Origin of the sequence: Halobacillus sp. B23F22_5 (genome assembly GCF_043497085.1) — a bacterium.
Classification (GTDB): Bacteria; Bacillota; Bacilli; order Bacillales; family Halobacillaceae; genus Thalassobacillus.
This window is the reverse complement of record NZ_JBIEKI010000017.1, coordinates 21,398-42,889: the sequence shown is the minus strand read 5'-3', so window position 1 is coordinate 42,889 and position 21,492 is coordinate 21,398. Positions and strand designations below refer to the sequence as shown.

Sequence of the window (21,492 nt, the reverse complement as noted above, 5' to 3'; positions counted from 1 at the left end):
TAGAACAGGTAAACCTTAAGGCTTGTTTATATATCTTTTTTGTGGGAACGATTAGTTATAGATATTGACGGGGAGGAAGGAGAAGATTGGAATGTCGAACCATATAGAGAATCAGCGACTCGACGCAGCAGATACCAACAAGAAAAAAATAAAAATCATTCTGGTACTGGCACTTCCAGCTGTCGTTGAAAACTTCTTCCAAACGATCCTGGGTTTTGTCGATACGTATTTCGTATCCCAAATTGGATTGGCTGAGGTTTCAGCGGTAGGAGTCACCAATGCTGTGCTGGCAATTTATTTCGCTTTATTCATGGCCCTGGGGGTTGCAGCTAACGTTTATATTGCTAATTTTATCGGAGCAGAAAAGGTAGAAAAAGCAAGGCACATCGCCCAGCAGTCGATTGTGGTCGCAGCAATCCTTGGCCTATTAACAGGGGTAGTGACTTTATTGTTTGCTGAACCTCTCTTGCAGCTGATGGGTATAGAGGAAAACGTATTGGCGTCCGGGTCCCTATATTTCCGGATTGTCGCCATCCCATCGATTTTTATGTCATTTATGTTTGTCCTTAGTGCAATTTTGCGAGGAGCGGGAAATACGAAGGCACCCATGTATGTGGCTATAGTAGCGAACCTGGTTAACGCAGGGCTCGATTATTTACTTATATTTGGTATTTGGATATTTCCGGAATGGGGAATTGCCGGGGCAGCGGTTGCTACAGTCACTTCCCGAATTTTAGGTTCTATCGGTCTATTCTGGTATATTCAAAGGTCAGATCTGCTGAGGGTGCGGAAGGATTATTGGCATTTGGATAAAGACCATTTAAAGGAGCTGTTTGTCCTTGGAAGTCCTGCAGCGGGTGAAAGGTTGATTATGCGTGCAGGCCAGATCGTCTACTTCGGATTAGTGGTAGCATTAGGAACAAATGTATTTGCAGCTCATCAAATCGCTGGAAACATTGAAGTCTTTTCTTATATGCTCGGGTTTGGTTTTGCCACGGCTGTAACAATCCTAGTCGGACAACAGATTGGAGCCGGAAAGTATCAGGAAGCGAAGCTATATGCGAAGTTAGGAGTTTTTCTGGCTTTCGGAATCATGTCCTTATTCGGAGCCATTCTTTTCTTTTTCGGTGAGTGGGCCGGTTCCTTCTTTACGGAGGATGATACGGTAGTTAATAATATTGGCACAGCCTTGAAAGTTTCCGGTGTCTTCCAGCCGTTCTTGGCGGTTGTCATCGTCCTTACTGGAGCCTTTCAAGGGGCGAATAATACTAAATTCCCGATGTATTTGACAGGGGTCGGCATGTGGGCGGTTCGTACTTTATTTGTTTACCTGTTAGGTATCAAACTTGGCTGGGGATTGCTTGGTGTTTGGATTGCCATTGGAATGGATATCACATTCCGGGCGATCGTATTGGCCATCCAGTTTTCCAGGGATAAATGGGTCGCTCATAAGGATGAACCGGAAGAAGATCCGGAATCTGAGTGTCATCCTCAAACGACCAAAGATGACCTGCCATCATGCGTCAACAGTTATTAATATAGCGTTTTATTGACAAGACGGTTCTTCAACCGTCTTGTTTTTTTAAGTTAATAAGAACAGGTCTTGATAGATACGAAAATAAATTAACGTCCTGCACAAAATCCGCATATTTTCCTGTTATTATAACCATGTTTGTATTAGTTAGGAACGAATTGGAAGAGCATGCCTATAAGAAAGGGGATATAAATGAAGAAACATAAGAAACGATTCATTATGCGGTCAACCATTTTGGGACTATTTGTTCTTATTATCGGATTCATTGTTTATCAGAACGTCATGAAGGATGCTGATGTCGTTAATGCAGGCGACCAGGCACCTGACTTCCGTTTAGAAACCTTGTCTGGAGATACTGTTCAGCTTAGTGATTATCGCGGGCAAGGGGTATTTCTGAATGTATGGGCCACCTATTGCAAACCATGTGAAGAAGAAATGCCCTACATAGAAAGCCAATATCAAAAATTCAAAGATAAAGGTGTGGAAGTACTGGCAGTAGATGTCGGGGAACCGAAGCTTACTGTGCAAGCGTTTGTCGATCGAAAGGGAATGACTTTCCCCGTGTTATTAGATAAGGGTTCTCAATTATTGGATGCTTACGGAATCAGTCCTATCCCAGTCACTTTTCTGATTGATGAAAATGGAAAAGTAGTTGACCGGATTACCGCAGGCATGACGGAAGAAGAAATCAGAGGGTATATGAAGCGTATCCAGCCAGATGATGGGAATGGTGGTTCGAATGGCTGATATCAACATCTTCCTGGCATTCGGAGCAGGTTTCTTATCATTCATCTCTCCGTGCTGCCTGCCCCTCTACCCGGCGTTTCTCTCGTATATTACAGGTATATCCGTCGATGAATTCAAACAAAAGAATGCTATGATGCAAAAAGCTCCGTTGATGCACACATTATTTTTCTTACTTGGATTTTCAATTATATTTATTGCCATTGGATTTTCCACCTCCTGGATTGGGAATTGGTTCATGCGTTATGATGACTTGATCCGCCAGCTTGGAGCCGTATTAATTATTGTATTAGGCCTTATCACCATAGGTGTATTCAAGCCCGGTTTCTTGATGAAGGATTACAAGGTGACATTGAAAAATCGTCCCCCGGGTTATATTGGATCGAGTGCAGTGGGGATGGCGTTTGCTGCCGGGTGGACGCCTTGTACTGGCCCGATTTTGGCAGCGGTCATAGCGCTTGGAGTATCTGCCCCTGATCAGGCGGTAGTTTATATGATCGCTTATGTATTGGGGTTTTCTATTCCATTCTTTACGATGGCCTTTTTCATCGGCCGGATGAAGTGGATCAAGCGGCATAATCGGAAAATTGTTAAAATAGGCGGATATGCGATGATATTTATGGGGATTTTCCTGTTATTCGGCTGGATGACCCGTCTTACTTCTTTTATTACGAATCAGTTTTTTGGCGGATGGACAGGTTTTTAAATGATGGAGAAATAATTAGCTCAAAGGAAATCTTTCCTTTGGGCTTTTTTAGGAATAAATAAATTTCACTTGCAACTCGTATAAAAAAGTGCAGCGGAAAACATAATGTTTTCCGCTGCACCTGTGAGGACTCGTTGAGTCCTCAAGCATAAAGGGGGGTATTGCACTTTCCTGCATGGTTAGCGACTGTTCACTAGGTGAACATGTATAGAATAACAATCAAATGTTTAGATTTTATGCATTTTAACTACTTTTTCTCATTTTCACTTTTTATTTACCCAGCCATTTTTCGGCATTCGTCTGCGCATTGGCGGCAAATCTTCGCACACTCCTGACAATGATTATCCTGGAATTTCTCACATTCCATGGCGCATTGATCACAAATACTTGCACATAGGCCGCATAGTTGTACAGCAAATTGACTGTTGCGTGACATATATTGCGCCGCTTGCACACATATTTCTGCGCAGTCATTTAATGTTTGTATACACTTTGCCCTTGCTTGTACATCCTGCTCTTGTAAGCAAGCAGTAAGACATTCCTCACATGCTCGTAAACACCGAAGACACTCCTCAATACATTGATCCATATTTTTTGGTGAATTAGATAAAACTCCCATCAAAACTCCTCCTTTTGGATAGTCCACCGTATGTTACCCAAATGAGTGCATGTTATGCCCCACCTCTATCGAATCAGATCTGGAAATTGTTTATTGTCTATAGCACAAAGTTTATCTATATACGTCATCGGGGTATGGTGTTGTAGCATTACTATTGGAGGTGGATTTATGTTAACGACTATCTCATGGATAGCGTTAGGACTGGGGTTACTAAGTTTTCTTATCATACTCATCGACGTGATTAGGCACCCACAGCAAATGATGGTGATGAATCTGGTTTGGCCCATCAATGGCTTATTTTTTGGGCCGTTTAACTTATGGGCGTATTATAGATGGGGCCGTTTAAAGGCGAAAGGAATCGAGAAAGAGGACAACAGGAAGTGGCCTGCAAAAGTATTCGTTTCGACCAGCCATTGTTCGTCCGGATGTGCCATTGGGGATATTGTAGGTATTCCCATCGTGGTGATTACTGGAATGACGGTTGCAGGTGCCGCGATATTTGCAGACTTTACGATGGAATTTATCCTGGCATACTTATTTGGGATTTTCTTTCAATTTTATGCGATTTATCCTATGAATAAAGATAAAGGGGTTTTTCAAAACTTCAAGGATGCCATTAAGGCAGACTCACTCGCTTTGATCGCCTTCGAGGTAGGGATGTTCGGATGGATGGCACTTGTCCACTTTGTCATATTTGCCCCCAATCCACCTAAACCGCATGAACCGACTTATTGGTTTATGATGCAAATAGCCTTGATCCTGGGCTTCTTCACAAGTTACCCGGCCAATTGGTGGTTGGTGAAGCGGGGGATCAAAGAAGAAATGTGACTTGTCATTAAACCTTCATACTTTCTCGATGAATTCTTGATAGTTTAACTTTATGATGAAATCATCATGAAAAGGAGCTGATAGATATGAAATCATTCATTATTGGAGCATTGTCTATGGGGTTTATAGTAGCCGGCGGTGTTTCTGGTGTACAGGCTGCAAGCGACGAGATGGAAATGCCTGCAGAAGGAAGTGAACAAATGATGGAAATGGATGAGATGCATCAAGAGGTGCTTAATTCAAATGGTGTCATTAATTTTGGGCAGGCGAAGAAGTTGATGGAAAACATGCATCCGGAATGGACTAAGGAAGAAATCAAAAACATGTACCAATCCATGCACGGCACAAATGGAGCAGCACCTAGCGCGAATTTAAAGAAATGAATAAGAGTAACTAACGCTACTACAAAAGCTGGCTAGGATTCCGGGCCAGCTTTTTTCATGCAAATATCTTTATAAAAGGCTCATGCTTGCTGAAGCTATTACTCTCCGTATGGCGGCAAAGATTTGTAACGTTTTCTGCGGTACCACCATACAATCAAGCTCATCACAATGAGGAAAACGGATAATAACTGGGCAACACGAAGCGATGGGGCCAGCATCAGGCTATCCGTCCGCATCCCTTCAATGAAAAATCTCCCGAACGAATACCATATCACATAACTAAGAAACAATTCTCCGCGCTTCATCTTGACCTTTCGCCTTAGTACCAGCAACACGATTAACCCGATTATATTCCATAAAGATTCATATAGGAATGTCGGATGGTAATAGGTACCACTAATGTACATCTGGTTGATGATCCAATCCGGAAGCCAGAGATTCTCAAGGAAGCTTCTAGTCACAGGACCGCCATGTGCCTCCTGATTCATAAAGTTTCCCCATCTGCCAATCGCCTGTCCAACAAGCAGTCCAGGCGCTGCAACATCGGCCATTTTCCAGAAAGGGATCTTTTTCTTCTTCGTATAAAAGTAGGCCGTCAAAATGGCGCCGAGTAATGCGCCATGGATGGCGATTCCGCCTTCCCATATCGCAATGATATTTCCAGGCTGGTCTTTATATCGTTCCCATTCAAAAGCGACGTAATATATTCGTGCAGATAATATAGAAACCGGTATAGCGTATACCAGCAGGTCTGTGAAATGATCTTTATTGATCCCTACGCGTTCACATTCCTTAATGGTGATGAGATACCCCAATAGTGCACCAAGAGCAATGATGATACCATACCAATAAATGGTAATAGGGCCGAATTCAATCGCTATACGACTAAGTGGTTGTATTGAAGATTCCATGACGTCTATCCCTTCCATTGTAGAGTAGGGTGTTTCCCATGATTTATATTAGCAAGATTTTGTGAAGAAACCGTGCATATCTTTACGTCACATTTGACGGTTTTATGACAACCTTTGATTAAATATGTGCATTTGGAGCCTACCATCATACATTTAGCCATGTAATCTTTAAGTATTCTTGCCTGTTAGTTGCAGGTTATAAAGGAATGGATCAGGGAAGCTTGCATTAAGATAATACACAAGTATCGTAAGTCCAGCGTCCTGATGTGCATTCTCTTCGTATACCTCTACAAGATTGCTGAAGAAAAAGAGTACCAAGCATCGATTGAGTTGGCTCTTTACTGATCGTCGTTTGAGCAGTTTGAAGAAACGAGTGCTTTCATAAAATAGGCTGTAGGCAAAAGAACTCCAATACTTGATTCAAGCACAGCAAAGAAACGAGCTACTCCAATGGGTACTATATCTCCGTATCCGATTGTTAGCAGGGTAACCCCGCTAAAGTATAAAAGGTTTGGAAAGGTAGGGTCAACCGGCTTTCTCGACTTGATATTTTCCACCAGAACTACTTCATTTAAAGAAAGTACGTAATAGAGGAAGGCAAACCCTACCAGGACCCCCGTTAGTACAAAGAATAACTTTAAAAATAAAGCTGTACTGAACTTGCTTTTCCGGTAGGTTTTGTTCGTAAAGAAGTAGACACGATTGGCAGCGATAAATACAATAGTTGCACCGAATAAGAAATTAGCCATATTATCACCTTTCTATGTTTTTGTAGAGCATCTATCATTCATTACTTCCTCGGAGGTTATTTTGGTTTTTGGGGTTTTAGGGATATACTTCCGTCACGAATAGAGGTGCTTTATCTTCCTTTTAAATAAAATAAGCTGTTGAGAAAGCCTCAACAGCTTATTTAAGCTTAAGGGATTATTCTACAACTTCTATTACCGTAAACATGCCGCCCGTGTCACCATTTGCATTCATGGTGTGATGGGGTTTATGACAATGGATTGGCCATTTACCTACGTTTTCTGCAGTGAATTCAACATCCCAGGTTTCCCCTGCAGCCACATTGATGGTGTTCTTGGTAAGCTGTGCGGATGCATCAATACGGTTGCCATCAGCAGCCACCACTTTAAAGTCATCCCCATGCATGTGCATCGGATGAGAATTTCCGCTGAGGTTAGTAAATCTCAATCGTACAGTTTCCCCTCTTTTTACCTGAATCGGTTCTGTATCTGGATAAGATTTTCCGTTGATTGTGAATGTATTCGGTTCCATTCCCATCGGGTTAATTTCGTAGGCGTCTGAATCATCGCTTGCTTTTGCCGTCATTCCTTCCTTTTCTGAATGTTCTTCATCATTTGCTTCTTTATCGGAAGATGGCATAGCCATTTCCATATCGCCATGGCCTCCAGCACCTTCAAGTGTCCATTCCTGAAGCATCATGACGATGTCCCTGTCCACTTGTTGATTCTGTTTTTTCGGCTGGATGACGAAAGCTCCTCCTAGTCCCATTAATTCCTGTTTGGAAACATTGGTGTGCGAGTGATACATATAGGTGCCAGACTGTTCGAGTGTGAAGGTATAAGTAAAGGATTCGCCAGGTTCGATAGTCGGTGTATCCTGGATAGAGGTTACACCATCCATGTCATTCGGAACCTTCAAGCCATGCCAATGGACAGATGTTGCTTCTGGGAGGTTGTTCGTCACCGTAAGTTCAACCTTATCGCCCTCATCCGCGACCAGTGTCGGACCCGGCGTACTGCCATTGTATCCCCATGCCTTTCCCTGATAGTCACTGGTGAATGTCTGTGTCACCGGCTCAGCTGTCAATTCAAAACGTTTGACTCCATCTTCCTCTTCGCCGTGCAAAGTTTCTACTCCTGGCGATTCGATTGGAGCTGATTTGGATGCTGGTGCAGTTACACCGGTATCTGATGTCGAAGCCAGTGTCAATTGCTGGTATATAAATGTAGAACCTATCGCGGCTAAGGCAACTAAAGTTATGATCCATTTTCTTTTCATAGTACTCTCCCTTTAATAAGTTTTAGTTATTTAAAATTAGCAGGTATTTATTGAGAAATTGTGCATTAATTCCAGAATATATGTGATGATTTTGTGACATCATGACAAATTGGGCAATATATCAAAGAGGAGTTTTGTAATCGAATCCTTTTATAGGACAGCTACGGAATAGAATTCGTCGGTTGAGAATGGCACAGGGAGTACCAAAAATGAATGATATCATCCAATAGCTAACAGCTTACGTATGCAAAAAACGCTTAAATGTTATTTTCATCCAAGCGTTTCAACTAATTAAACTATATTTATTAAATGAACCAGATTACTATCAAGATTTCTATTTTATGATCGAGGCTGCACCCACTTGTAACCGATGCCCCACACCGTTTGAAAGTAATCATCGATCGGGAATCCGGACCCCCTGACTTTTTCCCGCATATTCCGCACATGGGAATCAATGGTACGTCCTTCTGTCTCCGAATCAAGTCCCCAAATCAACTCGATCAATTGATCGCGGTTATAGACACGATTAGGGCGCTTCATCACATAGCCGATGATGGCGAATTCTTTCGGGGTCAGTTTGATGGGTTCCTCATGGTAGGTAAGTTCATGGTTGACCCCATCCCAGGCAAGTCCATCGATTTCAATACGATCCCTCTTACCTGTTCTTCTTAACACCGCCTTTATTCGTGCTATCAGTTCATCCCCATCAAAAGGTTTTGTAACATAATCATCTGCTCCAAGCTTCAGCCCTTTGACGATATCCTCTTTTTGTTCCCGTGCGGTAATCATGATGACAGGTACCTCGGAGGTTTCCCGTATAGACTTACAAACCTCCCAGCCACTCATCTCCGGCATCATGATATCTAACAGGATGACGTCGTAAGTGGTGTGTCTTACCTGTTTGATCGCTTCCTTTCCGGATGTCGCTTGCTCACAGTGAAAGCCTTCCGGCTTTAGATATAAAGCTATCAAGTCAAGCATCCGTTGCTCGTCATCGACTATTAACGTTTTGATCATCTGTATCTCCTCCTGGAAAAGCAATGGTAAAAGTCGTCCCTTCATCGAGGCTGCTTTCCACGTGTATATGACCTTCATGCAGGCGAACGATTTCCTTAACAATTGCCAGTCCTAACCCGGACCCTCCACTTGATCTCGAACGAGATTTATCTACCCTGTAGAGACGATCAAAAATATACGGGAGTTCTTCTTCCGGGATCCCGCTTCCTTCATCGATAATCTTCACTTCTGCACCGGGATGCTGCGATCTGGCAACTACTTGTATCTTCGTCTCCGGTGGTGAGTGTTTCAATGCGTTATCAAGCAAATTGAGAATAATTTGCTGAAAACGCTCCGGATCCACATGGGCTGTTACATCCACCGGACAATCCAAATGCAGTTGGATTTGTTTCTCTTCGAAAACAGGGCTCAACCGGCTGACCACCTTCTCCAAATAACCACATAATTTTACTTGCTCTGGCATAATAGCAAATTGATTCTGATCCATCCTGGCTAATGCAAATAAATTCTTTACCAGCAACGTCAATTGTTCCGTTTCCTCTTTTAAAATCGTTAAATAATGGTACCGTTCTTCCTGCGATAAATTCGTGCGACCGGCTATGTCCGCATACCCTTTGATATAGGTGAGCGGGGTCCGTAATTCGTGGGCAATATTGGCGAGGAAATCGTTCCGTTCGCGCTTCAAATGGTCCAGGTCACGCGCAAGTGTCTGAATGGATATAGCCAGATTACCTAACTCATCTTTCCGGTTGATAGTTTCAAGCGAAATGTTCGTTTCTCCAGCGCTCATGCGTTCGGTCACTTGTTTCATATGGAGCAGCGGGAAAGTTAAGAAGCGCGACAATATAAATATCGTGATGATGGTTAATAAAATGGTGAACAGCCCTATAATGACAAACTGCCGGGTCAATTCTGTCACGACACGCTGGACGACATCAGATGGGGAGAACATATAGACATTTCCCATTCGTTGCCCGTCAATGACAATCGGTGATCGTGTCGCAATATAGGGGGCAATTCTCCACCGGTCCTCGATAATCCTGCCTTCATGGGCGATATCAGCAGTTCTGTTATTTTCAATCAGCCGAACAATTTCTTCACTAACAGTAGTCGATTTTGATAGCACTTCTCCATCGCTTCCGGTGATAACCACATCGGTGACTGCTTCTGTTTCCATGAGAGCTACATGCTGCAACGTGATATCATCAAAGTTTTTTTCAAGCACGTCCCGGTGACTGCTTCCACGTGCGAGTAACCCTTCTAAAACTTCATCGACCTGACTGGTCACCAGGTTGGTATACAGGACGGAAAAGAGTAAAATCTCCACAATCGCAATGAAAAGAAAAAATAAGGACGCTACTTTCCATGATAGTTTATTGAACATGATATCAAACCTCGATTTCTTTCTATATCTACCAATATGTCAACGTGTCCAGCACTCCGATAATAATCAAAAGCATACCTGCAGTACGCTGGACGATGGTCCCGGCGCGGCGTCCTTTCTTCATGAGGTTGCCACTCAGCCCGAAATAAGCAATCAGTCCGATGAATAACAACAAAGGAATCGACGTCCCAATCCCGAATACCATCGGCATGACTGCACCATAAGGGGTTGCTACGACAATTGGCATCAACGTAAGGAAAAACAAAACGAACATGGTGGGGCAAAATGCCAGTGTAAAACTAGATCCAAGAAAGAAACTGCCCCATGGGGATTGCTGGGAGGATAACCGCTCCGGTACTTTAAATAAAGTCACGGTCTTGTTAAACTTTATCACTCCCACCAAGTATGCCCCAATTATGACCAGCAATGGGCCGATGGCTTTTCTCAACCATGGGAACATCGATTGGAGCTGCTGGAAGACATCTTTACCTAACAGCCAGAATATCAACCCTAATAATGAAAATACGACCAGCTTGCCTATAATGAACATCCAGATATGCAGCCAAGGAATTTTTTCACGGAACGACCGGGCACCATAAAGTGTCATCGCTCCTATGTTCCCTGTCAACTGACAGGGAGCAGCAGCTCCTACAAGACCGAGAACCATGGCATAAAACAACGGCCATTCCTGTACGCTGTAGGAGAGTTGTATCACCGGCTCCATCACTACTCTGCTGAGCCAATTCAACATTTCGTACATAGTCTTTGCCTCCTTTTCATGACACTACTAGAGTAATAGTTATTTTTGCAGAAAACGTGCAGTTTTTCCGTTTCACCTTCCCACCAGGGGAGAATCGGTGGGGAAGGTGTATTTTCTCGTAGATGGAATATAAGTAGGAACCTTTATGCATTTATGAATAGATTGTGTAACCTTCACAAAATCTCCATAAAAATAGGATATAATGGTGAACAGACATTTTATAGAGGAGTTGCTTTAGATGAACAAGTTATTACTTATCACTTTGCTCAGTGTGGGCGTCATTATCGCTGGGTGTAGCCAAAATGAAGAGGAGACAAAGACAGAGGATAGCGGTCAATCGGAAACAACCAAATCAAACGAGTCAAGTGATTCGCCTTCTAATACTTCAGATTTCCTTCAGCCGTTTGAAGGGTCTACCGACCATATCCATGGTGTGGGATACTTGCAACAGGAAAACGGAATCGCATTCGCTTCCCATACCGGGCTTAAATTTTATAAAGATGGCAAGTGGATGGAGACAACAGGCCAAAACAACGACTACATGGGTTTTACAGCTGTAGATGAGGGTTTCTATACATCAGGCCATCCCGGAAAAGATTCCGATTTGCCGAATCCGTTAGGGCTTAAGAAAAGTACGGATGGTGGGAGGAGTCTGGAAAATTTGGGATTTGAAGGGGAAAGCGATTTTCATACGATAGGGGTTGGTTATGAAAACCACGCCATTTATCTATTGAATATGCAGCCGAACTCGGAGCTAGATGCCGGGTTTTACCGAAGTTTCGATGATGGAACATCATGGGATGCGGTGGAAGCAGAGGGATTGAACAATTCCCCATTTGCCATTGCCGTTCATCCGACCGATGAAAATATAGTTGCAGTATCAAACGAAACCGGGGTCTATCTAAGTGAAGATGCGGGAAAGACCTTTGAACCTGTCAAAGAGAACGTTCAAGGTACTGCTGTATATTTCGAAGGGGACAGGTTGTATTACGCTACGTATGATGGGGAATCCAATTTAGCAATCATGAATCTAGAAAACCGCTCCTCTGAAACGGTGGAGCTTCCTGAATTAACGAATCAAGCCATCTTGTATCTAGCGAAGAATCCTGCGAATGAAGCAGAAATTACGCTACTAGCCAGCGATGGGGAGAAGGAAGCTGCTTATATCACGAAAGATAACGGGGAAAACTGGCAGCAAATTATTAAGCAAGGAACAGCAGTCGCTGAGTAATTTTGGTTTTTCTCTCATCAGCTAATAAAATAAGGGGAGACCTCTATGGAGAAAAATAACCAGACCGAAACCATCAAGCAAAGGTATAACAGGATTTCCGGTGTATTCGACTTGATGGATCGGATGATCCGTGAAAAATGGCGGGAAGACCTGATGAAACATGTGAATGGAAACGTATTGGAAGTAGGTGTCGGAACAGGCTCAAACCTTAAGCACTACCCTCTTGATGTGGAGGTGACAGGAATTGATTTCAGCCCCGGAATGCTTCAAAAAGCGAGAGAAAAAGCTGACAAGCTGCCTCAGCATGTGGAGCTGATGGAAATGGATGCCCAACAGATGGACTTTCCTGATAATACGTTTGACACGGTTGTTTCTACCTGTGTTTTTTGTTCTGTACCTGACCCAGTACAGGGCTTCAAAGAAATCCGCCGGGTCACAAAACCGTCAGGGAGAATCATTATGTTGGAGCATATGCGGAGTGATCATGAACTTACAGGGAAAGTAATGGATTTTTTGAATCCAATCGGTTTGCATATTGTCGGGGCAAATATCAACCGCAAGACGATGGATAATATTAGGCAGGCAGGGATGAGAGTGGAAAATGAGGAATTCCTGATGTCTTCGATTATGAGAAGATTGATTCTTTCGCCTAAAAAAAAGTGAATGGATGAAGTACATGAGTGGAAACCGTGCGCTGTTTCACCAAAAATCAAAAGTCAAAGTAAACTAGTTGTTTTCAAAAACTTATACTATAGGTAATGGTTGATCAATAAAAGCTGAGCCGTTCACACCCACTGTGAACGGCTCAGCTTTTTGTTAACGATCAAGGCTGGTTGTCATATTTTCCGCCGATTTCAAACGGGGAATATACACCCTGATAATCGACGATCGTTACCATGCCGCGATCTGCATGGTTATTATCATGACAGTGGAACAGCCATTCTCCCTTGTTGTTTGCTTCAAAATAAACCGTATATTCTTCTCCAGGCTTCACATGAATCAAGTCTTTGACGATCGGGTTCTCATAAGCACTGCCATTTTTAGAAGCAACCTGGAATCGGTGGCCATGCAGGTGCATCGGGTGATTCATGCGCCCGGAATTCGTAATGTTCACCTTTACGATATCCCCTTCTTTTACTTGAATGGGAGGGGTGTCGGGAAAAATCTCATTATTGATTTGAAAGGCCATTCCCTGTCCCATATTCATTCCCATGCTCAAATCCATATTGTAGGTAACATCAGGATCCGGCGTTTCTTCAAAAAGTAATTTTTCACTGCCATAAGAAACCCCGTTCGCTATATCCGTGCTTGCCGCGACATCCATATCAGACGTCGTATTATCTGCATTTTCTTTTGTAACTACTGGAATTCTCATATCTTCTGCATTTTCTACATCTGTTTTTTGTGCGATGACTGCTGCATCACTTGTCTGTTTGGTAAATTCTACGTCAATCCGTTCTCCTGGTGCAATTTCCATTACATTCGTGGAACCTTGTTCGCCATTGACTTTTTCGGCATCATTGGCGATCACTTTCATGGAACCTTTCGGGAAAACCAATTGGTGTTGCTGGAAACCCGCGTTCACGAAACGTAGTCGAGCTGTTTCCCCTTCTTCCATCACAAGCGGTTCAATAGCTTCGCCAGTCTTTCCATTTACGGTGAAGGTATCGTACATTTGCTTCGTATCTGCTTCACCGTCACCAGACATGCCTCCCATCATCATCCCCCCCATATTGGATAGGTCTCTTTTCTCTTGATTGACAGCCCATTCGTCGAGGATGAAGAATTCATCCTGTTCATACTCTTTTTCTTTTTCTTCAATAATCAGAGATCCGTACAAACCTTTATCTACCTGTTTGGAGCTGTGCTGGTGGGAATGATACCAGTACGTACCTGCATCATCAGCGATATACTCGTAGGTGAATGACTCACCTGGCTGGACCGAATTCTGCGTCAGCCCTGGCACCCCATCCATTTTATTAGGTAGCAATACACCATGCCAGTGAATGGTAACGGGGACTTCCAACTCATTTTTTAAATTAATTCGCACGTAATCCCCTTCAGTTACGCGCAACGGTTCCCCAGGTACTGTCCCGTTATAGGTCCATGCATTCACAGTCTCTCCATTGCCAATTTCCCATTCTGTCTCCTGGGCTGTGAGGTCGAATGTTTTGACCGGTCGGTCTCCCGCTTCCTGATTCCCCACTTCCATAATGCTCGTTCCTTTCCCTTCGGTCACCCCGCCTGGTAAGGATTGGGTGGTACTGTTGTTATAAAGAGGAGAGTTAAAAAACATAACTACCCCGATTCCTAAAAGAATGATGATCATGATTGATCCGATAATTTTTCTGTTCATTTTTGCTTCACCTCATAATTTTTTATACCCTGTTATGTATACCCCAAAATATTGCAGGTATTGTGCAGATGATGTAAAGAAATTATGAAAGTGTAGCAGAATAAGGTCATTTTTCACTCCCCGTATCGTTGTAAGCGAAAAGTTCTTTAATGATTCCAACTATCCCAAAAACACTCGTAGAATAAGGCTGATCGTTTTAGTTTAGACTAGGATTGAACAAAAGACGTTGAATATTTCTTACTTGCAGCATTCTCTCTTATGATGTAGGTACATATAGAAAACTTCGCCTATTTGTGTGTTTTAATAGTAATTCTTTTCAATTGCATAAAAACTGCACAATTAAAGGGGAAAAGGATAAGAAATATAACTTTTGGGGTGAGAACAATGGGGCAATACAAAAAGAACAGCCTCTCCCTTATAGGTGCAATAGGCCTGGGGACAGGTGTTATGATCAGTGCAGGGATATTTGCATTGTTGGGACAAGTTGCTGAGCTGGCAGGAACATGGTTTCCTGTTATGTTTATTATTGGCGGGATTGTTACAGGGTTTAGTGCTTATTCCTATGTAAAGATGAGTAACGAATACCCTTCTGCAGGCGGAATAGGAATGTTCCTTGTAAAAGCTTATGGCAAAGGAACCATAACAGCCTCAGCAGCGATGCTGATGGCCGTATCGATGGTAATAAATCAGAGCCTGGTAGCTCGTACTTTCGGGACCTATACCCTTCAGATTTTTAACATTGATGATTCCAGTTACCTTGTACCTGTGTTAGGTGTCGGTTTATTAGTTTTCGCTTTCCTCGTAAACATATCAGGCAACAGTTTTATTCAAACGTTCACTTCTATTGTGTCCCTTCTCAAGATACTAGGGTTAGTCATTTTTGCTCTGGGAGGACTATGGGTTGCCGGGTTTTCCATTACACCTGCTGAAGGGGGGAGCGGGACGGCGGATTCTACCATCCCCAGCATGGTAGCTGCGGTCGCTTTAACGATTTTATCTTTTAAAGGGTTCACGACGATTACCAATAGTGGTTCTGAGATTGTCAAGCCTAAGAAAAATGTAGGCAGAGCTATAGTTGCTTCCATATCCATCAGCTTGATTGTTTATTTATTGGTAGCCTGGGCCGTTTCCAGCAACCTCCCATTATACGACATCATTGAAGCGAAGGATTATTCTTTGGCTGAAGCAGCTAGACCGGCGTTCGGCAGTTATGGCCTGTGGTTTACCGTAGGTATTGCCATCATAGCAACGATTTCTGGCATTATCGCAAGTGTTTTCGCTGTTTCTCGAATGCTTGCCATGTTGACAGATATGAAGCTTATCCCGCATAGCCATTTTGGAATGCCGGGGCGTATCCAAAGGCATACATTGGTTTACACCGTCGTACTAGCGATGGTACTGGCTGTTGTTTTCGATTTGAGCAGAATTGCTTCTGTCGGGGCGATTTTATATCTTGTGATGGATATGATCGTCCATTGGGGAGTGTTCAAACATTTACGTAACAAAGTTCAAGCGAACAATGGTATTGTGTTGACAGCTATTATTCTCGATGCCATTGTTTTGGTGGCGTTCATCTGGGTAAAGATTGTTCATGACTGGTTGATAGTAGCAGTTTCCCTTTTGTTTATCATTGTCATTTTTATTGGCGAGCATGTTTTCCTTCAAAATGTTAATGACGAAGAAAAACATCATTGATTTATGTTACGGGATCTTATCCATATGAGCTTACTACTGAATAAGCTGAAGGCTTTTATGCCTTCAGCTTATTTTTGATAAATTAAATGAAAAGTGAGCGAGTGCTTTGAGAGATTGGTATTAAGTTGAATGGCATTCGAGCTTCGTAAAATTTGTTTCCTTTATTGTTTATGAAATGGTGAAAGTACCAACCATTCCCGCCTCTTCGTGTCCAGGCAATGTACATACAAACTGATATATGCCGCTTTCAGCAGGTATGAATGCAATTGTTGCTTGTTCCCCCGGTGAGGCATGCAAATGGAGATTTTCGGTTCCGTGGTCATGCGCCGGGTCATTAGCATGGGACTCGGTTGTAGTAAGGCCTATAATTTCCAGGTCATGATCAACTTCACCTTGGTTTTCTAACGTCAGGATCACTTTCTCTCCCGAACGAAGGGTGACGTTAGAAGGGCCAAAACTGAAATCTTTTGTTTGGATGGTTACCTTGTTTTCCTCTTTAGCAGGAAGGGAATGTTCCTGATCTAACAGAAGAGGGTCAGGAAACATTGGCCCGAACTGGTGGAAAATGACAGAAAACAACACAAACAGACCCATGGCTAGCAGCGGATAGTTGGGAAGGGGTTCATTTTCCTGACGCCGTTCCAAATGAATAAGCTGGAGAAGCAAGGAGAAGACTGCCACAAAGAAAAGAAAAAGGATTTTCACCATGGCCTCCCGATAATCACTTGGTATCATTTCTCCAAGCATGGCTCCCATCATCCCTCCCATTAGCCCCGACAGCATCCCGTCTAATATGGCTACTACACTTAATGGCAAACCAGCAAATAAGCCGATTATGATCCCTGCACCCATTCCCCATATTGTGGATGAGAACAGGTTACCGACCAGAAGTATGCCGAAAACCACACCAGCAATCAGCCCTACTCCCATCCCTAGTGTCATGGCTGTCATCATTCCGGTCATTCGGGAAATATCCTCTTTATTATGATGAATCTTCTTAATCGTTAACAAGCATAGTGACAGCAACGCAAATAACAACATGTACAACGAAATCCCCATCTTCATACCCCTTTCGCCTTGTCCTGTTACAACACTATATGTCTACTTGTAGTAAATAAGTATAAATAGATAGACATACCCCAGTGGGGGATAAACACAGAGGCGATGGATAATTAAACAGAAGAAATTATTATAAATAGAATTTATGCACATAGTGTGCAGGTTCACGAAATTGTACGTATTTACTATTGAAATTTTGCAGTAGTGCGATTTCTCACACCCAAATGAGCGTGTGTTCTTTTATGATGAATTCAAATTAGCAAGGAGGAATCAGTCATGAAAAAAAACATGCTTGGAATACTTTCGGGTTTGGTTCTATTCATCATTATTTTAGGAGGCTGTGGTACTTCCACACCGAGTGATGAAGCAAGCGAACAGAATACAGTGAAAGCAAGTGAAAACCAGGAGGAAGCAGGAAAGGGAAAGAGACGTTTTTACTTTACAGCTGACGAGGGAGGGAGTGTCACAAAAATTGATGCTACTGACAATACGGTAGTGGATTCGCTATCCGTAGACGGAACGGTCCACAATGTGCAAGTTTCTCCGGATGGCAAAACCCTTGGTATGACGGTTATTCCTGGCGGGGAGGGCCATGACAATACAACTGAGGGAGAAGATAAACATTCGGATACGGAGGCTGATACTCACGAGAATGATGGGATGAACGGGGTGGCTATGTTTTATGATTTGGAGGAGGATCGTTGGATTGAAAAAGTAGAGGTTGGCAGCCACCCGGCTCATATTGATTTCACAGGGGATCAACGATATGCTTTGGTAACCAATAATGAAAGCAATACAGTATCTATAATTGACACATCTAATTATCAAGTAGTCGACACGGTTGACACGGGGAAAGGACCGCACGGATTCCGTATTGCAAGCGAAGGTTCTATTGCGTATGTAGCTAACATGGGAGAGAACAATATCAGTATCATAGATTTGAAAACCATGAAGGAGGAAAAGCGGATCCAAGTAGGGGGTGCCCCGGTTACGACAGCTATAACTTCCGATGGTAAGACACTTGTCACCACCCTTCATACAGAAAATAAAGTTGCTATTGTGGACCTGGAAACTGATGAAATCATTAAGACGGAAGTCGGTGAGGGGCCGGCCCAGGTGTACATCCAATCCAATGATCAATACGCTTTTATCGCGAATCAGGGTTCGGAAGATGCTCCAGCTGATTCAGTGACAAAAATCGACCTCTCCACAGGAGAAGCAATAGCAACCATACAGACAGGAAAAGGAACGCATGGTGTCGTGATAAGCCCGGATGACCGATATATCTATGTGACAAACATGTTCGAGGATACGGTTTCTGTTATCCAAAACGAAAAAAATAAAGTCATTAAAACTATTGAAGTTGGCTCTATTCCGAATGGAATCAGTATCATGCCTTAAAAAATAGGTTCATTCTATATCACTGAACTAGTTTCATTCATCACCTTAAAGGTTATGTAGTCTATGTAAGATAATAAAAGGAGGTATTATTAATGAGTCATGAAAAGTATGCCAGTGTAATTGAGGCCTTACATGAATGTATGGAGGCATGTAATCATTGTTTTATTTCGTGTCTGCAGGAAGATAACGTGAAGGAGATGTCCGAGTGTATCCGATTGGATCGAGAGTGTGCTGACATTTGTGCCTTTTTTGAGCAATCCCTGACTCGTGATACTCCGTTTATAAATGAACTTGCCCAATTATGCGCAAAAGCATGCCGTGATTGTGGAGAAGAATGCGGGAAGCATAATCATGACCATTGCCAGAAATGCGCAGAAGCTTGCCGCAAATGTGCCGATGAATGTGAAAAATTAGTATCTTAATATTGTTCTTCACGAAAAAACTCGGGCTTTGCTAAGTTAAGTACATGATTCCTATAAAAAGGAACACTCCAATACATATTTGGGGTGTTCCTTTTTTGATAGAAAATATCAGGTCTGCTTATATCACTATTAACTCCATTAGAAATACTTGGCTTGTCGCCAAGAGCTTATGGCGAAAGCCTTAGTTTTTTTATACTTAATCATTTAACAAAGTTAAACTTTCTTAAAGTATAAAAAAAGAATAGAGGGTTCTTCCCCTCTATTCTAATCAAGCTTTTAGAAGTTTAGCATTAATAGCGACAATGACGGTACTAAGACTCATTAATATAGCACCGACAGCCGGACTTAACAATAAGCCCATAAATGCTAGTGCACCAGCGGCAAGCGGGATGGCGACTATGTTATAGCCTGCTGCCCACCATAGGTTTTGAATCATTTTACGGTACGTTTTCTTGGATAAATCCATGACACTGACAACATCCTGAGGATTGCTTTTCACTAATACGACATCCGCCGTTTCCATCGCTACATCGGTTCCACTTCCGATGGCGATCCCTAAGTCGGCGGTCGCAAGGGCCGGCGCGTCATTGACACCATCCCCTGTCATAGCCACTTTCCAGCCTTTCTGCTGGATTTTTTTTATTTGATCCGACTTATTATGAGGCAGAACTTCTGCATAGACCTCTTCGATTCCTATTTGCTCTGCTACCCAATCAGCGACCTTTTGATTATCCCCCGTCAGCATAATCGGGTGGATATCCATTTCCTTCAGTTTGGAAACCGCATCTTTCGCAGACTCACGGACCATATCCGCTAGTGCAATCATACCAACCAGTTCATCATTCACGAGCACAAAGACGACTGTTTTCCCTTTTTCGGAAAGAGCAGCGAACTCTTCTTTGTCATATTCAAAGGAACGCTCATTTACATAGCCAGGACTCACGACCAGCACTTCTTTTCCTTCCACCGTTCCTTTCAATCCTTTTCCTGTCATCGACTCAAAATCGGATACTTCTTTCAGCTTCAATTCCTTTTCCTCAGCTTTATGAAGAACACCTTCTGCAAGTGGGTGTTCCGAGTTTTGTTCGGCGCTCGCAGCCCAGAGTAAAACTTCCTCTTCATTATGAGAACCTTCCGGAATGATGTCAGTTACACCGAATTCCCCTTTGGTGAGGGTGCCAGTTTTATCAAATACTACCGCATTCAAGTTACGTGCACCCTCAAAATTGGTTCGGTTTCTGATCAGCAGTCCTTTCTTAGCGGAAATGGAAGTCGAAACAGCTACTACTAATGGCGCAGCCAGTCCCAGGGCGTGCGGACAAGTGATTACCATGACGGTTACCATCCGCTCTAATGCCACATCGAATGCGTAACCTAGTGAAAGCCAGATGAACAAGGTGCCAAATCCTGCGGTCAATGCGATATAGAACAACCATTTTGCCGCCCGGTTCGCCAGGTCCTGGGCTTTGGACTTGGACTCCTGAGCCTCTTTTACCAAGGTGATGACCTGGGAAAGATAGGTATCGTCACCCGTTTTCTTTACTTCAATAGTGAGAGAGCCTTCCTGGTTAACCGCACCACCGATGACTTCTTCATCGACCTTTTTTTCGACCGGCATAGATTCCCCAGTGAGCATCGATTCATCGATGGCTGACTTTCCTTCGGTAATGATACCATCTACGGGAATTTTTTCCCCTGGTTTGACAAGAACACGGTCACCAGTATTCAACTCTGTTACTGGTACATCTTCGGTTTCACCATCCTTCTTGACCCGGTGAGCTTCATTGGGCATCAATTTGACCAGTTCTTCCAGCGCGTTGGAAGCTCCCATGATTGAACGCATTTCAATCCAGTGGCCCAGGAGCATGATGTCGATCAGGGTAGCCAATTCCCAGAAGAAATTCTTTCCGCTCCATCCAAAGACGACAAGCGAGCTGTAACCATAAGCTACAAAGATCGCTAATCCAATTAACGTCATCATGCCCGGGTTCTTTTGTTTTAGTTCACTGATACCGCCAGTTAGGAATGGCCAACCACCATAGAAAAAAACAATGGTGGAAAGACCGAATAAGATCCATTGATCAAACGGAAATCTCCAATCCACTCCTAAAAAACCTTGTATCATAGGAGATAGTATCAAAATGGGGATCGTCAGTAATAATGAAATGTAAAAGCGTTTTTTGAAATCAGCTACCATATCCCCATGGTCGTGTCCTTCATGGCCATGATGTTCATGGCCACCATGATTACCATGCTCATGACCGTGATGTTCATGGTTGCCATGGTTATTTTGATCATGGTCTTCATGATGTTCATGCTCTTGGCTGTGGTCGATTTGATTATAATCTTCATGATGACCCTTATTATGGCCTTCATGATTACGATTGGTATTCTGGTCTTTCTTATCTTCAGCCATC

General features: G+C 43.0%; 20 protein-coding genes. 10 read left to right on the top strand and 10 right to left on the bottom strand.

From position 1 onward, the window contains the following. Positions 1-91 precede the first annotated feature (91 nt). The 3 genes from ACGTN9_RS17325 (at position 92) to ACGTN9_RS17315 (ending at position 2,984) form a co-directional block, all read left to right on the top strand. A complete protein-coding gene (locus ACGTN9_RS17325) occupies positions 92-1,537 on the top strand; it encodes an MATE family efflux transporter (RefSeq protein WP_499595109.1) in 1,446 nt (481 codons plus the stop codon). 189 nt (positions 1,538-1,726) lie between these two features. Next, positions 1,727-2,281: a thiol-disulfide oxidoreductase ResA gene (gene resA, locus ACGTN9_RS17320; protein WP_499595106.1), complete on the top strand. Its 555-nt coding sequence runs from the start codon at positions 1,727-1,729 to the stop codon at positions 2,279-2,281. After that, positions 2,274-2,984 (top strand): cytochrome c biogenesis CcdA family protein, encoded by a 711-nt coding sequence (locus tag ACGTN9_RS17315; RefSeq protein ID WP_499595103.1) that lies wholly within the window; start codon positions 2,274-2,276, stop codon positions 2,982-2,984. The genes resA and ACGTN9_RS17315 overlap by 8 nt, the downstream gene beginning before the upstream one ends. Positions 2,985-3,258: 274 nt before the next feature. Here ACGTN9_RS17315 and ACGTN9_RS17310 read toward each other — a convergent pair whose 3' ends face one another. After that, positions 3,259-3,603 carry a four-helix bundle copper-binding protein gene (locus ACGTN9_RS17310; protein ID WP_499595101.1) on the bottom strand — a complete coding sequence of 115 codons (345 nt, stop codon included), beginning with the start codon at positions 3,601-3,603 and terminating at the stop codon, positions 3,259-3,261. Between the two features lie 168 nt (positions 3,604-3,771). Here ACGTN9_RS17310 and ACGTN9_RS17305 point away from each other — a divergent pair, with 168 nt between their 5' ends. Beyond that, complete coding sequence (locus ACGTN9_RS17305; protein WP_499595098.1) at positions 3,772-4,431, top strand: DUF4396 domain-containing protein; 660 nt, start codon at positions 3,772-3,774, stop codon at positions 4,429-4,431. Between the two features lie 86 nt (positions 4,432-4,517). After that, a complete protein-coding gene (locus tag ACGTN9_RS17300) occupies positions 4,518-4,814 on the top strand; it encodes a hypothetical protein (RefSeq protein WP_499595096.1) in 297 nt (98 codons plus the stop codon). A 98-nt stretch (positions 4,815-4,912) separates the two neighbouring features. Here ACGTN9_RS17300 and lgt read toward each other — a convergent pair whose 3' ends face one another. The 6 genes from lgt to ACGTN9_RS17270 form a co-directional block, all read right to left on the bottom strand. Continuing rightward, a complete protein-coding gene (lgt, locus tag ACGTN9_RS17295; protein ID WP_499595094.1) occupies positions 4,913-5,725 on the bottom strand; it encodes a prolipoprotein diacylglyceryl transferase in 813 nt (270 codons plus the stop codon). A gap of 338 nt (positions 5,726-6,063) precedes the next feature. Then, positions 6,064-6,474, bottom strand: coding sequence for a potassium channel family protein (locus ACGTN9_RS17290; RefSeq protein WP_499595093.1), 411 nt, complete (start codon positions 6,472-6,474; stop codon positions 6,064-6,066). A gap of 175 nt (positions 6,475-6,649) precedes the next feature. Continuing rightward, positions 6,650-7,750: a multicopper oxidase family protein gene (locus tag ACGTN9_RS17285; RefSeq protein WP_499595091.1), complete on the bottom strand. Its 1,101-nt coding sequence runs from the start codon at positions 7,748-7,750 to the stop codon at positions 6,650-6,652. Positions 7,751-8,089: 339 nt separating this feature from the next. Continuing rightward, complete coding sequence (locus tag ACGTN9_RS17280; protein WP_028784583.1) at positions 8,090-8,767, bottom strand: response regulator transcription factor; 678 nt, start codon at positions 8,765-8,767, stop codon at positions 8,090-8,092. Then, a complete protein-coding gene (locus ACGTN9_RS17275) occupies positions 8,742-10,151 on the bottom strand; it encodes a sensor histidine kinase (RefSeq protein ID WP_499595089.1) in 1,410 nt (469 codons plus the stop codon). The genes ACGTN9_RS17280 and ACGTN9_RS17275 overlap by 26 nt, the downstream gene beginning before the upstream one ends. Positions 10,152-10,179: 28 nt before the next feature. Beyond that, positions 10,180-10,911, bottom strand: a complete 732-nt coding sequence (locus ACGTN9_RS17270) for an urease accessory protein UreH domain-containing protein (protein WP_499595087.1) — start codon at positions 10,909-10,911, stop codon at positions 10,180-10,182. Between the two features lie 238 nt (positions 10,912-11,149). On the opposite strand from ACGTN9_RS17270, the gene ACGTN9_RS17265 reads away from it, so the two are divergent. After that, positions 11,150-12,142 carry a F510_1955 family glycosylhydrolase gene (locus tag ACGTN9_RS17265; RefSeq protein ID WP_028784586.1) on the top strand — a complete coding sequence of 331 codons (993 nt, stop codon included), beginning with the start codon at positions 11,150-11,152 and terminating at the stop codon, positions 12,140-12,142. 45 nt (positions 12,143-12,187) lie between these two features. Further along, a complete protein-coding gene (locus ACGTN9_RS17260; protein ID WP_499595085.1) occupies positions 12,188-12,805 on the top strand; it encodes a class I SAM-dependent methyltransferase in 618 nt (205 codons plus the stop codon). Between the two features lie 160 nt (positions 12,806-12,965). On the opposite strand, the gene ACGTN9_RS17255 is transcribed toward ACGTN9_RS17260, so the two are convergent. After that, entirely contained in the window at positions 12,966-14,498 is a 1,533-nt protein-coding gene (locus ACGTN9_RS17255; RefSeq protein WP_499595083.1) for a multicopper oxidase family protein, read from the bottom strand. 384 nt (positions 14,499-14,882) lie between these two features. On the opposite strand from ACGTN9_RS17255, the gene ACGTN9_RS17250 reads away from it, so the two are divergent. After that, the gene (locus ACGTN9_RS17250) at positions 14,883-16,193 is read left to right on the top strand and encodes an APC family permease (protein ID WP_499595081.1); all 1,311 of its coding nucleotides are present in this window, start codon (positions 14,883-14,885) and stop codon (positions 16,191-16,193) included. A 168-nt stretch (positions 16,194-16,361) separates the two neighbouring features. On the opposite strand, the gene ACGTN9_RS17245 is transcribed toward ACGTN9_RS17250, so the two are convergent. After that, positions 16,362-17,252: a plastocyanin/azurin family copper-binding protein gene (locus ACGTN9_RS17245; protein ID WP_499595079.1), complete on the bottom strand. Its 891-nt coding sequence runs from the start codon at positions 17,250-17,252 to the stop codon at positions 16,362-16,364. A 276-nt stretch (positions 17,253-17,528) separates the two neighbouring features. On the opposite strand from ACGTN9_RS17245, the gene ACGTN9_RS17240 reads away from it, so the two are divergent. Together ACGTN9_RS17240 and ACGTN9_RS17235 are read left to right on the top strand one after the other, a co-directional pair. Then, positions 17,529-18,653, top strand: a complete 1,125-nt coding sequence (locus ACGTN9_RS17240) for a YncE family protein (protein ID WP_499595077.1) — start codon at positions 17,529-17,531, stop codon at positions 18,651-18,653. A gap of 92 nt (positions 18,654-18,745) precedes the next feature. Beyond that, positions 18,746-19,075 carry a four-helix bundle copper-binding protein gene (locus ACGTN9_RS17235; RefSeq protein ID WP_499595075.1) on the top strand — a complete coding sequence of 110 codons (330 nt, stop codon included), beginning with the start codon at positions 18,746-18,748 and terminating at the stop codon, positions 19,073-19,075. Between the two features lie 268 nt (positions 19,076-19,343). Here ACGTN9_RS17235 and ACGTN9_RS17230 read toward each other — a convergent pair whose 3' ends face one another. Next, positions 19,344-21,491 carry a heavy metal translocating P-type ATPase gene (locus tag ACGTN9_RS17230; RefSeq protein WP_499595073.1) on the bottom strand — a complete coding sequence of 716 codons (2,148 nt, stop codon included), beginning with the start codon at positions 21,489-21,491 and terminating at the stop codon, positions 19,344-19,346. Position 21,492 lies beyond the last annotated feature (1 nt).

Coding starts and splice junctions, on each gene's coding strand:
- ACGTN9_RS17315 (WP_499595103.1), top strand. CDS start 2,274: ATGGCTGATATCAACATCTTCCTGGCATTCGGAGCAGGTTTCTTATCA.
- ACGTN9_RS17290 (WP_499595093.1), bottom strand. CDS start 6,474: ATGGCTAATTTCTTATTCGGTGCAACTATTGTATTTATCGCTGCCAAT.
- ACGTN9_RS17270 (WP_499595087.1), bottom strand. CDS start 10,911: ATGTACGAAATGTTGAATTGGCTCAGCAGAGTAGTGATGGAGCCGGTG.
- resA (WP_499595106.1), top strand. CDS start 1,727: ATGAAGAAACATAAGAAACGATTCATTATGCGGTCAACCATTTTGGGA.
- ACGTN9_RS17240 (WP_499595077.1), top strand. CDS start 17,529: ATGAAAAAAAACATGCTTGGAATACTTTCGGGTTTGGTTCTATTCATC.
- ACGTN9_RS17300 (WP_499595096.1), top strand. CDS start 4,518: ATGAAATCATTCATTATTGGAGCATTGTCTATGGGGTTTATAGTAGCC.
- ACGTN9_RS17285 (WP_499595091.1), bottom strand. CDS start 7,750: ATGAAAAGAAAATGGATCATAACTTTAGTTGCCTTAGCCGCGATAGGT.
- ACGTN9_RS17230 (WP_499595073.1), bottom strand. CDS start 21,491: ATGGCTGAAGATAAGAAAGACCAGAATACCAATCGTAATCATGAAGGC.
- ACGTN9_RS17275 (WP_499595089.1), bottom strand. CDS start 10,151: ATGTTCAATAAACTATCATGGAAAGTAGCGTCCTTATTTTTTCTTTTC.
- ACGTN9_RS17250 (WP_499595081.1), top strand. CDS start 14,883: ATGGGGCAATACAAAAAGAACAGCCTCTCCCTTATAGGTGCAATAGGC.
- ACGTN9_RS17325 (WP_499595109.1), top strand. CDS start 92: ATGTCGAACCATATAGAGAATCAGCGACTCGACGCAGCAGATACCAAC.
- ACGTN9_RS17235 (WP_499595075.1), top strand. CDS start 18,746: ATGAGTCATGAAAAGTATGCCAGTGTAATTGAGGCCTTACATGAATGT.
- ACGTN9_RS17255 (WP_499595083.1), bottom strand. CDS start 14,498: ATGAACAGAAAAATTATCGGATCAATCATGATCATCATTCTTTTAGGA.
- ACGTN9_RS17245 (WP_499595079.1), bottom strand. CDS start 17,252: ATGGGGATTTCGTTGTACATGTTGTTATTTGCGTTGCTGTCACTATGC.
- lgt (WP_499595094.1), bottom strand. CDS start 5,725: ATGGAATCTTCAATACAACCACTTAGTCGTATAGCGATTGAATTCGGC.
- ACGTN9_RS17280 (WP_028784583.1), bottom strand. CDS start 8,767: ATGATCAAAACGTTAATAGTCGATGACGAGCAACGGATGCTTGACTTG.
- ACGTN9_RS17310 (WP_499595101.1), bottom strand. CDS start 3,603: ATGGGAGTTTTATCTAATTCACCAAAAAATATGGATCAATGTATTGAG.
- ACGTN9_RS17265 (WP_028784586.1), top strand. CDS start 11,150: ATGAACAAGTTATTACTTATCACTTTGCTCAGTGTGGGCGTCATTATC.
- ACGTN9_RS17260 (WP_499595085.1), top strand. CDS start 12,188: ATGGAGAAAAATAACCAGACCGAAACCATCAAGCAAAGGTATAACAGG.
- ACGTN9_RS17305 (WP_499595098.1), top strand. CDS start 3,772: ATGTTAACGACTATCTCATGGATAGCGTTAGGACTGGGGTTACTAAGT.